Raw genomic sequence first — 14429 nt, 5'->3', positions numbered from 1 at the left:
GGGGCACGGCAGGCCGCCGGCGTCGGTCGACCGCCCGGTCCAGCAGCGCCGCCATGCGGGCCTGCGTCAGGTCCCAGCTTTGGCGGGCCAGCACCGCGTCGGCCTCGGTACAGGTGTCGGCCGGGGCATCCGCCAGCGCATCGGCGCAGGCCGCAACAAAGGCCGCCGGGCCGTCGGCGATGCGGACCGCGTGCAGATGGCCGTACTGGCGCACCACGTCGCGCACCGGGGTGGACACGACCGGGCATCCGGCGGCCAGATATTCCGGCGTCTTGGTCGGAGAGATGTATCGCGTCGCCTCGTTCATCGCGAAGGGCATCAGCGCCACGTCCCACCCCGCCAGATAGGCGGGCAGCTGGTCGTAGCTCTTCTGGCCCAGCCAATGCAGGTTGGGCGCCTGGGGAAGGCTGGCGGGGTCGATCTTGACCACCGGACCGATCATCACCACCGACCAGTCGGGCCGCGCCGCGGCCAGTCCCGCGATCAGGTCCAGATCGACGCGTTCGTCGATCACCCCGTACCAGCCAAGCCGCGGGCCGGGCAGGCCGGCCTGATCGTCGGGTTCGGCAAGTCCCGTCCGTGCGGTCGCGAAATGCCCCGTCTCGACCGAGGAGGGGAAGGCGTGGATATTGGCGTGATCGTTGCGCCGCGCCTCCCACAGGGACCAGCCGCCGGTGGTCACCAGATCCGCCGATGCCATCAGCGCGGCCTCCAGCCCGGCCAGCGCGGGCGGCGCAAAGCGGAACGAGGCCAGCTCGTCCATGCAGTCATAGACCACGGCCGCCGCATCGACATGCTGCACGACGGGCCACATCATCGGCGTGTACAGCCACAGGACCGGGCGCACGATCCCGTTCAGGGCCAGCATCTGGTCGAACAGACCCACCAGGCCCGCGGCCTGATCCTGGGGCGACCAGCGGTCGGGAATGCGGGGGCGCACGGCCTGGACGGTCGTGCCGTGAAAGGCGTGGAACTCCAGATAGGGCAGGTGATGCGTGGTGGGGATTGCCTCCTCCCAGAACAGCACGCGGTAATCGCGGGCAAAGCGGTCCATCAGGTGCTGAGGCCGCTGGGTCACGAAATCCCATCGCAGATGCGACAGGCAGATCAGGGCGGGCTTGTCGGTCGTCGCGGGGTGCGACAGGTCGCGGGGCGTCATGACGGCTCCTTCCGGCGACCGCTGCGGATCGCGTCGATGTCTTGGCCAAGGCAGGCGATGCTGGCGCGCCAGCCCCATCGGGCGATCGCGTCGGGGCGGGGATCGGCGGGCGGCGATGCCAGCAGCCCGTCCAGCGCGGCGGCAAAGGGCGCGCCGGGGGATGCGATGGTCCCGGCCGATGCAGGCACGTGGTCCAGCCCGCAGACCAGGTCCGCATTGGCCAGCACCGGCAGGCCAGCCAGCTGATATTCGGTCAGGATCGCGGGGGCGCCGTCATGCTGACCGCACACCACACCGACGCGGGCGCGGTTGATCAGCCGGTTGACGGCATCATGATCCACCCCCGGGGGGCCCACGATCTCGACGTCCAGGCCGCGGCGGTCGGCGTCGGCGCGCAGGTCGTCGTCGCCGTATCCGACGACCAGCAGGGCCGTGGTGCCGGGGCGGCGCTCCATCGCGTCGAACAGGATGTCGTGGCGCTTGTAGGGCTGCGCGCAGGCGACATAGACCACGTCGCGATCCTTGGCCGCACCGGTCGGATGAAAGGTCACGTCGGACGCAAAGTTCGGGCCGATGGGCAGCACGCGCGTGCGGGCGCCGGGGATACGCGCCCTTATTTCGGCCGATTGCCAAGGGGCGCCGGTCAGGAACAGGTCGAACCGCGCCGCCAGGTCGTCGGGGATCCGCAGTGCCGGGGCGTCGATCGAATTGTAGATGGTGACCGCACCGCGTGCCACATCCATGATGTCATGCCCGACCCCCAGGCCCCAGACGCACAGGATGTCGGGCGCGCCGGTCTGGTGCAGATGGCGCACCGCCTCGGCCGATCCATAAGGCGCGTCATGCGCATCGGCGCGAAAGACGCGCCGCGTCAGGCCGGGGCGGTCCGGATCGGCCCGGCCCGCGGCAAGGCCCAGGCTGGCATCGGATTCGCCGCAGCGCCCGGCAAAGCTCCAGATCTCGGCGGTATCGACGATGCCCGCCGCGATCGCTGCCAAGGGCAGGCGTTCCAGATAGCCGCCGGTGACGGAGACCTGTCCCGTCGGGGGCGGCGGCAGGATGGTGTCGATCTGCGCCGGATGCGTCACCGGGACCGGCGGACCATCGCTGCAATGATCCGAGATGACGACAAGACGACGAGAATGCATGGGGCCGCCGCTGAAAGAGAACGCCGTAGGACATTGCGATGTTCACGACATGTTTCAGCTAAGATCAGGGTTAACGACCACGCAACTTGATTAATGTCAGCGTTGCTGGGGCAGGTTTTGCACTCTGTGTCATGCGCCGTTCGGGCGAACCCGTTGCCTTTCATCGGCTTGGCGGGTTGCGGCGTTCGGTGCCGACCGCCCGGCCGGACAGGTGCTGATTAGCAAACGTTATAGGTCATCTGCTGGAACATCGGGCGCAGGCAGGAGCTTCATTACGTCTTCTGAGGAGGAGACGCTGCATCATGGGAGACGAGACATGAAGTATTCGATGACCTGGATGGCCGGCTGCGCGATCTGCGCATTTGCCGGCATGGCGCAGGCGGATTGCGCCGCCGATCTGGCACGCTTTACCGATACCGCCGCGATGACCGGCGACAGCGCGGGTGCTGCGTCAGGCGGGACCGAGGGCATTGCCAAGGACGGATCGCTGGCGCCGCTGGAGCAGCCGGCGGGCGATGACGCCCAGGCGGATGCCCCCGAGGCGTCGGCCGATGCGTCGTCCGACATGCCCGCAGCCGATGGGGCCGACAGCGCCTCGGGCGAGGGCATCGCCAAGGACGGCTCGCTTGCGCCGCTGGAGGGAACGGAGGCAGAGCCCGGAACGGCCGTCGCCATGTCCGGCAGCGACGTCCAGGCGCAGCAGGAAGGCGAACCGACCGCCGCGGAAGAGGCCGAGGGAGACGAGGCCATGCCCGATCGCGACAGCCTGATCGCCGATGCGGAGCGTGCCCTTGCCGAAGGAGACGAGGCTGCCTGTCAGGAAGCGGTCGACCAGCTGGAGGCGATGTGACGACACGCTGCGCCCGTTAGCAGGGCGCAGCGGTGACTGTGGAACAGCAGGCGACGGCAGTGAGCGTCCGCCGATTTCAGATCGCAACATAGACAATTCTGCAAAATCTGGCCGACGTGGTCGATCCGTCGTGGACAGACTGAAACGCGGAATCGCCCTTGCCGGCAGTCCCAAGGCTCAATGACTGGATGAATGGACCGCCGCCGTCAGACCTACGCTTTTAGCAATCCAGGTCCGGCGGGCAGGACCCCAAAGACCGCGCCCGCCGTTTCCGCGAAGGTCAGCGATAGATATACATGATCTGACGATCCTGCGGGTTCACCAGCACCGTCTGGCCGTTGATATGAGCATAGCGATAATCCGGCTGATCCGGGATCTCGTAGATCGTCACGTTTTCCGGAACGCCCGCGCCGATCACGACCTCTCCGTCCAGATAGACGGGATCCACCGTGTTCGACGTGACATAGGTGGTCACTTCGGTCGTGGGCTCCTCGGCTGCGGCAGCACCGGTCGCGCCGCCGATGGCAAGACCGGCCACCGCCCCGACCGGGCCGCCGATCAGCGCACCCATCGCCGCGCCGCCCAGACCGCCCACAGCGGCGTCCTGCCCGGTGGTCGGGTCCTCAACGGGGGCCTCGATGATGGTCACACCGACCGTCTCGCGGTTGGGATAAAGCGACACGACCTCGTCGCCCGCCTTGACGTTCAGATAGTCGCCATAGGCCCAGCCCTCCAGACCGTCGCCGCTGACCTGGCACCAGTTCGCGCTGTCGATGCAGCCCAGGACCGACACCTCGTCCCCCGCGCCGATGGCGCCGATCACGCCGTGCTGGACGCCCGGGCCGGACCGGACGTTCAAATCCGTGGCAACGGTGGCCATCGTCTGCGCCGAGGCGGCCCCCGCAATCGTCAGGGCCGCAACCAAGGTCGGAACAAGATACGCTTTCATGGTAATCTCCTGTCTCTCGGGCATGCTGCCCGATGATGCGGTGCAAACTTGCCGCACCGATCGGCGGTTCCGAACCGGTCCGTTCACAAATGCATAAAATGCAATTTTCAGTTGAAAAGCGCGCGGGCCAGGTTGATCACGGCCAGAATCTGACGCGTCTCGGCATCGACCCGGTACAACTGATCGTCGCTGCGGTAATAGCGCCAACCCTCCCGGCGTTCGACATCGTAACGGTTCAGGTCGCGGACCAGAACATAGTCCTCGACGCGCAGCCTGTCGCCGACGCCGCGGCCATAGCGGAACTCATCGCGCTTTGCCTGACCCGGCGGAACGCAGGACGGCGATTTCTTGGCAAGGCCCGGCGGGCACCCCTGATGGGCGTGGTTGCGGTCGTTGTCGTGATGGCGCCCGCGGCCCGGATCGGCCGCGACGGGTGCGACCAAGGCGAGCGTCAGCGCGGTCGCCAAGGCAATCCCTGGAAAGGTTGGGGTCATCGTCATGCTCCTGATGCTGGCTCCGACAACGGAGCAAAGGACAACCTCCGACCGGCGCGTGGGTTGCCGCACCCTGCCGGTCATGTGAATGCCGGTGATCGCGCGAAGGATCACCGCGATGCAGGGGGCATGGATCGAATGACCACGGCCGCGCGTTGATGTGCCAGAAGCCGATACGGCAGTCAGGAGTTCACATGTCCGACAGAACCATAGGCGATCTGGCAAAGGCGATGGGCAAGATCGACTTTGCCATGCTGACCACCCGGACCGAGGGTTGCCAGCTTGCCACCCGTCCCATGAGCAACAATTCCGATGTCGAATGGGATGGCGACAGCTATTACTTCACCTATGACGACACGCGCACCGTGTCCGACATCGAACGCGACCCCCATGTCGCCCTGTCGTTCCAGGGGCGCGCAGGCATTCTGGGCGCGCCGCCGCTGTTCGTGGCCGTCGAGGGCGAGGCCGGCATCATCCGCGACAAGGCCACGTTCGCCGACCATTGGACCAGCGATCTGGAACGGTGGTTTCCGGACGGCATCGATACACCGGGCATGGCGCTGATCAAGGTCGCCGCCGTGCGCATCCATTACTGGGACGGCGAGGAAGAGGGCGAGGTCGCCCCTCGGGCCTGACCCATCGCAATCCCGAAAGACCCGCGGGCCGGCATGCCGTCCGCGGGTCTTTCAACGACCTCGGTCTGAAGACGATCAAGCGATATTTCGACAGGGGAAAGGCATCCTGATGCAGCATCACCGCTATCTTTTCGTCGGTGGCCTGCACCGGTCCGGGACATCGCTTCTGACGCGGCTGGTGGCGGCGCATGACGCGGTGACCACGATCAGCGATGCGCCGGTGCCCGAGAACGAGGGGTGCTATCTGCAGGGCGCCATCCCCCATACCGCGCAGCACGGCCGACCGATGAATTTCGCGACCGATCCGCGTCAGCACCTGACCGAGGGCCACCCGCTGGACCGGCTGGAGACCCGCCTGCGCCTGGAACACGACTGGAACCGATGGTTCGACGGCGATCGTCCGTGGCGGGTCGAGAAGTCGCCGGTGAACCTGACGCGGACACGGTTGTACCAGCAATTGTTCCCGCTGTCGCAATTCGTGCTGATCATCCGCCACCCCGAGGCCGTGGCGGCAGCGGTCGCGAAATGGGTCGATGGGCCAGCCCATCAGCTGATCGACCACTGGCTGGACGCGCACTCTCAGATGCAGCAGGACCTGTCCCACCTGCACGCGGCCATGGTCATCCGGTACGAGGATCTGGTGGCATCGCCCGCGGCGGTGGTGAACAGCGTTCACGCCTTCATGTCGCTTTCCCCGTCCCGGATGGACGCGACGGTCCGGGACGGCAATCTGGACTACGGATCGGCGCCGCAGATGACCCCGTCGCAGGCAGAGCGTGCCGCGGCATGGGGCTATGGACCGGGGCTTGAGGTAAGACCTGTCGGTCCTCGCTTGTCCCACCCGTTGCGGTCGGTCAGGACAGCGGCCGAAGACGCCTGGACAGGTGGAAAGGCCATCACCGGCTGATGGAACGAAGGCGGGACACTGCGCCTGAAGAAAGTCGCCGTCCTGCACCTGACCATAGCCTGCTGAAATCATGCCGATTTCAGGGAACCGATGCCATGAAGCCTGATCTTTATCAGGCGCAGGTTCAGGAACTGCCCTGTCATGCGTCCGTTTTGCAGGGGGATGCGCAGGACAATCCGGTCATGCATCCGTCGCCGCTCGACCGCCCCGGCCGGACCTTCCTGCATGATACGGATGCTAATGACCCCTTGGCACGATACCCGTCCCGCACTGCGCCACGTCACCGTCGCCATCCCCGTGCGCGACGAGGCCAAGCGGTTGCACCGGCTGCTGCAGGCGCTGGCCGGGGCCGCCCAAGCCTGTGATCTGCCCTTCACGGCCCTGGTGCTGGCCAACAACTGCACAGATGCCAGCGAACGGATCGCCCGGTCCTTCCGCAGCCCTGCGCTGCAGGTGTCAGTGCATTCCGTCACCTTTCCGGTATCGACCGCCAGTGCCGGGCGCGCGCGGCGGGTGGCGATGGACCTGGCCGCCAGGACCGGCGGGCTGCTGATGACGACGGATGCCGACGCGATCCCGGCGCAGGGCTGGATCCGGGCCGCGCTGGACGCGATGGGTGACGGGGCCGATCTGGTCTGCGGATCGATCAGCGCCGACGTCCCGCATGTTCTGGCCACCCCTTCGGGCGCGCGCATCACCCGGGCCGAGGAGGGCTACAGCGCGCTGCTGCGCCGGGTCCGCCACCGGCTGGACCAGGTGGCGGGGCGCCAGTCCGCGCAGTCGCAGACCCTGCATTACATGGAATCCGGCGCGTCGATGGCGATCCGCGCGGATCTGTACCGGGCCATCGGCGGCCTGCCGGCGCTGGATTTCGGAGAGGATCGCGCCCTGGTCTTTCGGGCCGAGGCGCATGGGCTGGCCGTCCGCTATTCCTGCGACATGACGGCGCGTGTGTCCGGGCGACTGCAGGGGCGCGCCGATGGCGGCATGGCTGCCTGCCTGCGCCACCGGATGCAGGATGCCGATCCGCTGGCCGATCAGGCCATGATCCTGCCCGACGCGCTGCGCGCGATGTGGGACGAGGCGATGTCAGGGACCATCCGCGCCTATCCCGACCGCAGCGTTCCGGCCGGCCCGCAGCTGCGCGCCTCGGACCTGGAGGCGCGGCTGGCGGATCTGGCGGCGCTGGTCGACGGGACCGTCGATCCGGACTTTGCCCGCTGGTCCGACCGGCACGCCGCGATGGTGGTCGGATGACCGACGCCATCGACCGTGCCGAACGGATGATCGCCGATGCTCTGCCGGACGGTGCCGACGGCCCGTCGGGCCCTGCCTTGGCAGCGGCATTGCGCGACAGCGGGCTGTTGGCGGAATGTCTGACCTTGGCCCATCACCCGCGTGATCCGCTGGTATTGCTTGACGCGCTGCAGCGGGTGGGCGGCGCGAACCTGTCCGCCGGGCGGCTGTTCGAGGGGCATGTGAACGCCGTCAAGCTGCTGATGCTGCATGACGGTCCGACCGCGCCCGTGGCGCAGGGGGCGCTTTACGGCATCTGGGGCGCCGACGGTCCCGACCCCGCACGGATCGAGGGTTCGGTCATCCGCGGGCAGAAGCTGTTCGCTAGCGGTGCGGACGTGCTGGACCACATGATCGTCACCGTGCGGTCGGATGCCGGGCTGCACCTGCTGATGTTCGCGCGCGACCAGCTGGACGGGCGGCTGTTTCCCGGCGAATGGGACATGTCGGGGATGAAGGCCACCGCATCGGGTCGCTGCGACCTGGACGGGCTGGCCGTGGCGGAGGCCGTGACCCTGGGCGCGCCCGACGCCTATCTGACCGAGCCGCATTTCCACGGCGGCGTCTGGCGCTATGCCGCGGTCCAACTGGGGGCGATGCGTAGGCTGACGGCCCTGACCGCCGATCAGCTGCGCGCCCGCAGCCAGCAGGATGCCCCCCTTCAGGCGATGCGCCTGCACCGCATGATCACGGCCTGCGAGACGGCCCGCCTGTGGCTGGCCCAGGCCGCCTGCCGGATCGAGCGTCCCGCCGCGACCGCAGCCGATGCCCAGGCCGCGATCCTGGCCCGCCTGCGCACGACAGACGAGGCCGTGGCCCTGCTGGCCAACATGGACCAGGCGCTGGGGGCCGCGTCATTCGCCACGGCGCATCCGGCCGACCGCATCCGGCGGGATCTAAGCCTGTACCTGCGGCAGGCGGGGCCGGATGCCTTGGCCCTGTCATCGGTGGACCGGATCCTGGCCGACCCCGACCTGCACCAGCGGTGGATCGGATGAGCGGCTTTCTGGACCATGCGGCATCTGCCCCGTCGCTGACGCCCGCTTCGCTGGTGCAGGGCCGCCCACTGGTCATCCTGGCCCCGCATCCCGATGACGAGACGCTGGGCTGCGGCGCGCTGCTGTTCGATGCGGCCGCGCAGGGCACCCCGTGTCACGTCATCTGCGTGACCGACGGCACGCGCTCGCATCCCGGATCGCGGCGCTGGCCCGCCCTGGTGCTGGCCGCGACGCGTGCGGCGGAACTGCGCGCCGCCTGCGCGATCCTGGCGCCAGCGGCGCGGGTCACCTGCCTTGGCTATCCCGATTGTGCCGCCCCCGACGACGCGCAGGCGGCGGAACGGGTGTCGGCGCTGATCGCGCCCGACGCGCTGGTGCTTGCGACCTGGGAACACGACCCGCATGTCGATCATCAGCAGGTCGCGCGTCTTGCCATGCGCCTTACCGCCATGCGGGCGGATCTCGCGCTGGCCTTCTATCCGGTCTGGGGGCGGTTCACCGACCGCGCGGCGGAGGTCCGGCTGATCGCGGCCTCGGATGCGGCGGTGGCGGCCAAGCGGCGCGCGCTGGCCTGTCACAGGTCGCAGATGACCGGGCTGATCGACGACGACCCGACGGGGTTCGTCATGACCGACACTCATCAGGCCCATTTCCTGACCCATCCGGAGATCGTCATTGCCCCATAGGGACACGGTGGACCATCTGGCCCGCCTCTATGCCGCCAGCGACGATCCCTGGGATCACCGCACCAGCCCCTATGAGGCCGGCAAGTACGCCGCCACGCTTGACGCCATCGGGCACGGCCCGTTCAGGGCCGCGCTGGAGATCGGGTGCGGCAACGGCACGCTGGCGCGGCGACTGGCCGACCGGTGCGACCGCCTGACGGTGATGGACTGCATCCCCGCCGCGATCCGGTCGGCGCGGCAGGTACTGGCCCCCCTGCCGCAGGTCACCGTCCTGCAGGGCTGCGCGCCCCAGGACCTGCCGGACCTGCGCCCCGATCTGGTCCTGCTGTCCGAGGTGCTGTATTTCCTGACCCCCGAGGAGATCACCGGTCTTGGCGGCTGGCTGCGCGCCCGGGCGACGGGCCCGGTGATCGCCGTCAACTGGACCGGCCCGACCGACGAGGCGCTGGACGGACCAAGGGCCGTGGCCATTCTGCAGGCTGTCCTGGGACCATCGCACAGCACGGTGCATGACGGCTTTCGCATCGACCGCTTTGCCCTTCCGGCCTGATCGGGATCACCGCCGCGGGCGCGCGGCGATCACGAAGCCCAGGACACCCACGACGGGCCCGGGGATCAGCAGCCAGACGGCCGCGGGGCCGATGCGCTGGAACAGCGCCGTCGTCAGCGCGATCGATGCGACCGTGATGGCAAAGCCGATGGCGTTCTGGATGGCCAGCGAGGCCCCTACCGCATCCTGCGGACAGGCACGCGCGGAGAGGGCCGAGAATTGCGGCGAATCCGCGACGACGGTGGCGCCCCAGACCACCAGCAGGACCAGAAGCCAGCCCGGCTGCAGCACCGGCCACAGCGTGACCACGCAAAGGGCGCTTGCCCCCGACAGGATCAGCGCGGCAAGGGCTATCGGTGCGCTGCCCAGGACGCGGGCCAGGCTGCCGCCCGCCAGGCACCCCGCGGCCCCGGCACCGATGATCAGGAAGGACAGGCCCGACACGCCAAGCCCCGGATAGGCGTCCGCCAGACCGGTGGCGGCCACCAGCAGGGGGGTGATGGTCCAGAAGGCATAAAGCTCCCACATGTGGCCGAAATAGCCGAAGGCGGCGGCACGGAACCGGGGGATGGCAAAGGCCCGCAGGGCGCCGGCGCTGCCGCGATGGGCGGGGCGCGCCAGATGCGGGCCGTCGCCCAGGGCGCGGATCATGGCGGCGCCGATGACGGCCAGACCCGACGAGGTCGCGACCACCCATTGCCACGGCACCGCCCCCGCGGTCGAACGCAGCAGATGCGGCAGCGCGGTGCCAAGCGTCAGCATCGCCACCAGCAGGGCCAGCGACTGTCCCGCGCGGTCGGGCGCCCAGCTGACGATCATCTTCATGCCGATGGGATAGATCCCGGCCAGCGACAGCCCCACCAGGAACCGGAACCCCGCGCCGGTCGCGACATCCTGGGCCAGCCATGCAAAACCCAGGTTGAACGCCGCCCCCGCCAGGGCCGAGACGACGAAGATCGCGCTGGCGGCGAACCGGTCCGCCAGGCCGCCAACCGCCATGACCAGCGTGCCGACGATGAAGCCCGCCTGCACGGCATTGGTCAGCAGGCCGATATCGGCCGCGGTCGCGCCCCAGGCCTGCATCAGCCCCTCTGCCGCGCTGTTGGCGCTGAACCACAGCGATGTCCCGAACAGCTGCGCGATCGCGATCACCGCGATGGGGGGCAGCCGGTGGCGTCCTTGGGGTCTGGTCATCGATCGTCCCGACTGGCGATTGCGTCAGGGGGCAGGATGGCCGATCGGGGCGACGGGGGGCAACCGTTTCGGATGGCGCGCGCGGTCAGGCGGGCAGGACGGGAAAGGTCAGGCTGAAAGTCGTCGTGCCGTCCCCGCAGGCGACCGCGATCGTGCCGCCATGCGCCTGCGCGATGGACGACGCGATGTGCAGGCCCAAGCCCAGCCCGGAACTTTCAGCGGTCCGGCCCCGCTGGAACGGCTGAAAGATGGCGCGTTGGGCGGCCTCAGGGATCGGCTCGCCCTCGTTCTGGACCTCGATCACGACGGCGCCGTCGGTGCGGCGGCCACGCACGGTCACCGGGGTGTCGGCGTCGCCATGGTTGATGGCGTTCGACACCAGGTTCGACACCGCCTGCGCGATGCGTGACGGATCGCAGCAGACCGGCCCGCCGAAATCCAGCTCGGTCGTGACCCGGTGCTGGGGCGCGGCCAGACGGATCTCGGCCACGACCTGGGCGATGGCGTCGCCCAGGGGGGCGTCGGGCGTGGCCGCGACAGTGATCCCGTCGCCAAGCCGCGCCTTGGCATGCAGCATCATGTTCTCGACCAACTCGCCCATCCGGTGCAGCGAGGACTGCATCAGCCCGATCAGGCCGCGGCCGCGTTCGGTCAGCGGCTCCTTGCCGAGCATACGGATGCCCGACCGCAGGGCGGTGACGGGGTTGCGCAGGTCATGGCCCAGGATGGCGGTGAACTCCTCCTGGATGCGGACCAGCTTGCGTTCCTGTTCGATCATGCGTTCCTGGGCGTCCAGCCGTTCGGCGGTGTCCAGCGTGCCGCCGATGATGGTGGCGAACATCTTCAGCATCGCGACGGTGCGGGCGTTGTTCACGTCCTTGGTTTCGGTGTCGATGGCGCACAGCGTGCCGAAGAAGCTGCCGTCGCCGCGAAAGATCGGCACCGAGGCATAGCTGACGATGCCGAAGGCCGCGGCGATGGGATGGTCGCGATAGACCGGGTCGGACGACGCCTCGTTGAAGATGATCATCTCGGAGGTCTTGCGGACCGTCTGGCAGAAGGTCGACCCGATCTCGATCTCGTCGCCCGCGGCGATCCCGAATTTCAGGTCGTCGACGGTGCGGCACGCGACCCACCGGTCGGCGGTGACGCGCGCCACCCCGGCAAAGCGCATCCGCGTGGCCAGCATCACCGTCTCCAGGATCGTCCCGACCAGCTCGTTCTCGGCCAGGCGCTGGATGTCGGACTGGAAATCATGCTGTCCGGCCTGATAGGCCGCGTGGTCCTGCCTGGGGTGGTCGCTGCTGTGCAAATCCATCGATGATCCCCGGCATTGGACGGTTTGTCGGCCCGCATCTGTATTGCAGGGCGGCGGGAATGCACAGTGTCTTTTCCGCAGCCCCGCCGTCAGCGATCCGGGCGCGCCCGCGGGAATGGCCGGCTGAGCCCCGCCGCCCCGGCAAGGCCGAACCGCCATGGCAGGTCCTGCGCCCGGCTGATCCCGATCCGCGGCCCGACCAGCAGATCGGGCACCGCCGCCACCAGGACGATGCCGAAATCGGGACCGTCGAAGGCGGCGCCGTCATCGTCGGGCCGGATGTCCAGCGCCTGCGTCAACCGCCCCGGCCCACTGCACAGCGGGGGGGCGGGGCGGCGGGCGCGCATCAGGTCCAGGCCGGTGTCGGGGTCCAGCGCGCGGATCAGCACGGCCGCGCCGGGGGTCGCCACGACGTTCAGGCACAGGTGGATGCCGTAGGATCGATAGACATAGGCGTGGCCCGCCGGGCCGAACATCGAGGCGTTGCGCGGCGTCGGCCCCCGATGGCTGTGCGAGGCGGGATCGTCGGGGGCATAGGCCTCGGTCTCGATGATGCTCCCGCCTGCGCCGCGGACGGTCAGCCGCGCACCGATCAGCCGACGGGCCAGGGCCACGGCGTCCAGTCCCGCGATCTGCTGCATGAACGACGACATGGCATCCCTTCCGATCCCGTTGCGGCAGGGGCCTTGTGGCATGAACGTGCCGGGATTGCCAAACCTTGGCATGGACGGGTGGTCAGGGGACGGGGACCGCGCCTGGTCCTTAATGGAGAACCGACTGGTGTGTCGCCGCAGTGCCCTCGGCCACTGGACGGTTACAGGGGGCAGCGGTCAGACCCGCATCCTCTGCACCATGCCGCCGATCCCAGTACGCAACGCAATGCCCAAATTGAACACCCGGATGTCCAGTGCATGCGGTACATCGACCACGTTCGGGCTGACCGTCCGTCCAGGATCTCAAGCCGGGAAAGGGTGGCAAAGGCAATGCGGCCCCACAGGCCGATGATCGGGACCGCCATGACGGCTGGCCTCAGCACCCTTCTGGTGCTGAGGCGAATGCATGGCCGATGCTTAAGCGACCCAGGCCCGGCGTGGCACGAACAGACAATGATGGTGATGGACCCGGCCATGGACGGTCCGATGGCGTTCCGCACCGCCTTCCACGTGGCATCCAGTACCGCCCATAGGTTGACCGGTTCTCGGTCAGGTCCCGGCGCAGTGGATCACGCGGGTGACAATGAAAAAACGTGGGTTACAGCGCGCCTTTCACCACCGGAAAGGCTGCATCGGCTGCCGCCTGCGATGGTGGTCAGCAGGGGCGTCCAACCTGCATCGGCCGGAACTTCGCTGGAGGGCAGTCGCAAGGAACGATAATCGCGACCGATGGTTCTGCATGATCGTCAACCGATCAGGATCGCCCCCATGTCCCTGCGCCCCATCCTCGTCTTTGACGTCAACGAGACATTGCTGGACCTGGACCACCTGTGTCCGCTGTTCGACGACATCTTCGGCGACGGGGCCGTCATGCGCGACTGGTTCGCGCAGCTGATCCTCTATTCCCAGACCCTGACGATCACCGGACTGCGCAGCGATTTCAGCACCTTGGCCGTTGCGGTGCTGCGCATGATCGGGAAGATCAGGGGCGTGGCGATCACCGAGGGGCATGAGGATGCGCTGCGCCGGACGATGGGCACGCTGCCCGCCCATCCCGATGCCGAGGCGGCGCTGGTCCATCTGCGGGACAGGGGGTTCCGTCTGGTGACACTGACCAACTCGCCGCCCTCTGCGGGAGGGACCGCGCTGGACCGCTCGGGCCTGGCGCAGTATTTCGAGGCCAGCTTCAGCGTCCAGCCGACCAACCGTTTCAAGCCCGCGCCCCAGACCTATCAACTGGTGGCCGAGGCACTGGCGGTACCGCTGTCCGATCTTTGCCTGGTGGCCTGCCATGTCTGGGACACGATCGGGATGCAGGCGCTGGGCGGCAAAGGCGCGCTGGTGACCCATGGCGTGAACGCGGCGCTGGTGCTGCCGGGCGTGCCGCAGCCTGACGTGACGGCCCCCGATCTTGCCGGACTGGCGCAGACCATCGCCGCGCGTTGGGGCCGGGCAGGGGCGTGATCGGTCATGCCAAGGGGCATTGGAGACCGGTTTCCGCCGGGCGTTACCGTTCCGTAGATGCATCGGATCGAGCCGCTATTGACCAGCCTTGTCTTCAGGTGTGGACATGACAGGCCAAAAGACCCATC

16 protein-coding genes are annotated in these 14429 nt (G+C 68.3%); 8 read left to right on the top strand and 8 right to left on the bottom strand.

Going from position 1 to position 14429, the window contains the following annotated elements; genetic code table 11:
* Positions 1-1159 (bottom strand): glycosyltransferase (locus tag FHD68_RS10665; RefSeq protein ID WP_139085694.1); only part of this gene is annotated, 1159 nt, incomplete at its 3' end.
* Entirely contained in the window at positions 1156-2307 is a 1152-nt protein-coding gene (locus tag FHD68_RS10660; protein ID WP_127897398.1) for a glycosyltransferase, read from the bottom strand. The genes FHD68_RS10660 and FHD68_RS10665, both read right to left, overlap by 4 nt.
* 316 nt (positions 2308-2623) lie before the next feature.
* On the opposite strand from FHD68_RS10660, the gene FHD68_RS10655 reads away from it, so the two are divergent.
* A complete protein-coding gene (locus FHD68_RS10655; RefSeq protein WP_052714768.1) occupies positions 2624-3157 on the top strand; it encodes a hypothetical protein in 534 nt (177 codons plus the stop codon).
* Positions 3158-3437: 280 nt separating this feature from the next.
* On the opposite strand, the gene FHD68_RS10650 is transcribed toward FHD68_RS10655, so the two are convergent.
* Together FHD68_RS10650 and FHD68_RS10645 are read right to left on the bottom strand one after the other, a co-directional pair.
* Entirely contained in the window at positions 3438-4106 is a 669-nt protein-coding gene (locus FHD68_RS10650) for a DUF1236 domain-containing protein (RefSeq protein WP_139085692.1), read from the bottom strand.
* 107 nt (positions 4107-4213) lie between these two features.
* On the bottom strand, positions 4214-4600 hold the full coding sequence (locus FHD68_RS10645; protein WP_127897396.1) for a hypothetical protein: 387 nt from the start codon (positions 4598-4600) through the stop codon (positions 4214-4216).
* A gap of 194 nt (positions 4601-4794) precedes the next feature.
* Here FHD68_RS10645 and FHD68_RS10640 point away from each other — a divergent pair, with 194 nt between their 5' ends.
* Positions 4795-5235: a pyridoxamine 5'-phosphate oxidase family protein gene (locus tag FHD68_RS10640; RefSeq protein ID WP_127897395.1), complete on the top strand. Its 441-nt coding sequence runs from the start codon at positions 4795-4797 to the stop codon at positions 5233-5235.
* 109 nt (positions 5236-5344) lie between these two features.
* Positions 5345-6142 carry a sulfotransferase family protein gene (locus tag FHD68_RS10635; protein WP_127897394.1) on the top strand — a complete coding sequence of 266 codons (798 nt, stop codon included), beginning with the start codon at positions 5345-5347 and terminating at the stop codon, positions 6140-6142.
* A gap of 68 nt (positions 6143-6210) precedes the next feature.
* Here FHD68_RS10635 and FHD68_RS18995 read toward each other — a convergent pair whose 3' ends face one another.
* Positions 6211-6369, bottom strand: coding sequence for a hypothetical protein (locus FHD68_RS18995; RefSeq protein ID WP_164871365.1), 159 nt, complete (start codon positions 6367-6369; stop codon positions 6211-6213).
* 13 nt (positions 6370-6382) lie between these two features.
* On the opposite strand from FHD68_RS18995, the gene FHD68_RS10630 reads away from it, so the two are divergent.
* From FHD68_RS10630 to FHD68_RS10615, 4 genes are read left to right on the top strand one after another with little or no spacing between them, the layout of a single operon-like run.
* A complete protein-coding gene (locus FHD68_RS10630) occupies positions 6383-7399 on the top strand; it encodes a glycosyltransferase family 2 protein (RefSeq protein WP_164871364.1) in 1017 nt (338 codons plus the stop codon).
* Positions 7396-8436 (top strand): acyl-CoA dehydrogenase family protein, encoded by a 1041-nt coding sequence (locus FHD68_RS10625; RefSeq protein WP_127897392.1) that lies wholly within the window; start codon positions 7396-7398, stop codon positions 8434-8436. The genes FHD68_RS10630 and FHD68_RS10625 overlap by 4 nt, the downstream gene beginning before the upstream one ends.
* A complete protein-coding gene (locus FHD68_RS10620; protein ID WP_127897391.1) occupies positions 8433-9122 on the top strand; it encodes a PIG-L deacetylase family protein in 690 nt (229 codons plus the stop codon). The genes FHD68_RS10625 and FHD68_RS10620 overlap by 4 nt, the downstream gene beginning before the upstream one ends.
* A 7-nt stretch (positions 9123-9129) precedes the next feature.
* Entirely contained in the window at positions 9130-9672 is a 543-nt protein-coding gene (locus tag FHD68_RS10615) for an SAM-dependent methyltransferase (protein ID WP_164871363.1), read from the top strand.
* A gap of 6 nt (positions 9673-9678) precedes the next feature.
* Here the strand turns inward: FHD68_RS10615 and FHD68_RS10610 are convergent, their stop codons facing one another.
* The 3 genes from FHD68_RS10610 to FHD68_RS10600 form a co-directional block, all read right to left on the bottom strand.
* Complete coding sequence (locus tag FHD68_RS10610; RefSeq protein ID WP_127897389.1) at positions 9679-10866, bottom strand: MFS transporter; 1188 nt, start codon at positions 10864-10866, stop codon at positions 9679-9681.
* An 85-nt stretch (positions 10867-10951) separates the two neighbouring features.
* The gene (locus FHD68_RS10605) at positions 10952-12184 is read right to left on the bottom strand and encodes a GAF domain-containing sensor histidine kinase (protein WP_127897388.1); all 1233 of its coding nucleotides are present in this window, start codon (positions 12182-12184) and stop codon (positions 10952-10954) included.
* Positions 12185-12273: 89 nt separating this feature from the next.
* Positions 12274-12837 (bottom strand): DNA-3-methyladenine glycosylase, encoded by a 564-nt coding sequence (locus tag FHD68_RS10600; protein WP_240542465.1) that lies wholly within the window; start codon positions 12835-12837, stop codon positions 12274-12276.
* Between the two features lie 768 nt (positions 12838-13605).
* Here FHD68_RS10600 and FHD68_RS10595 point away from each other — a divergent pair.
* Positions 13606-14301: a haloacid dehalogenase type II gene (locus FHD68_RS10595; RefSeq protein ID WP_127897387.1), complete on the top strand. Its 696-nt coding sequence runs from the start codon at positions 13606-13608 to the stop codon at positions 14299-14301.
* Positions 14302-14429 lie beyond the last annotated feature (128 nt).

This window comes from Paracoccus marcusii (genome assembly GCF_006151785.1).
GTDB lineage: Bacteria > Pseudomonadota > Alphaproteobacteria > Rhodobacterales > Rhodobacteraceae > Paracoccus > Paracoccus marcusii.
Note: the sequence above shows the minus strand (reverse complement) of the source record. Positions and strands in the feature narration are given on the sequence as shown.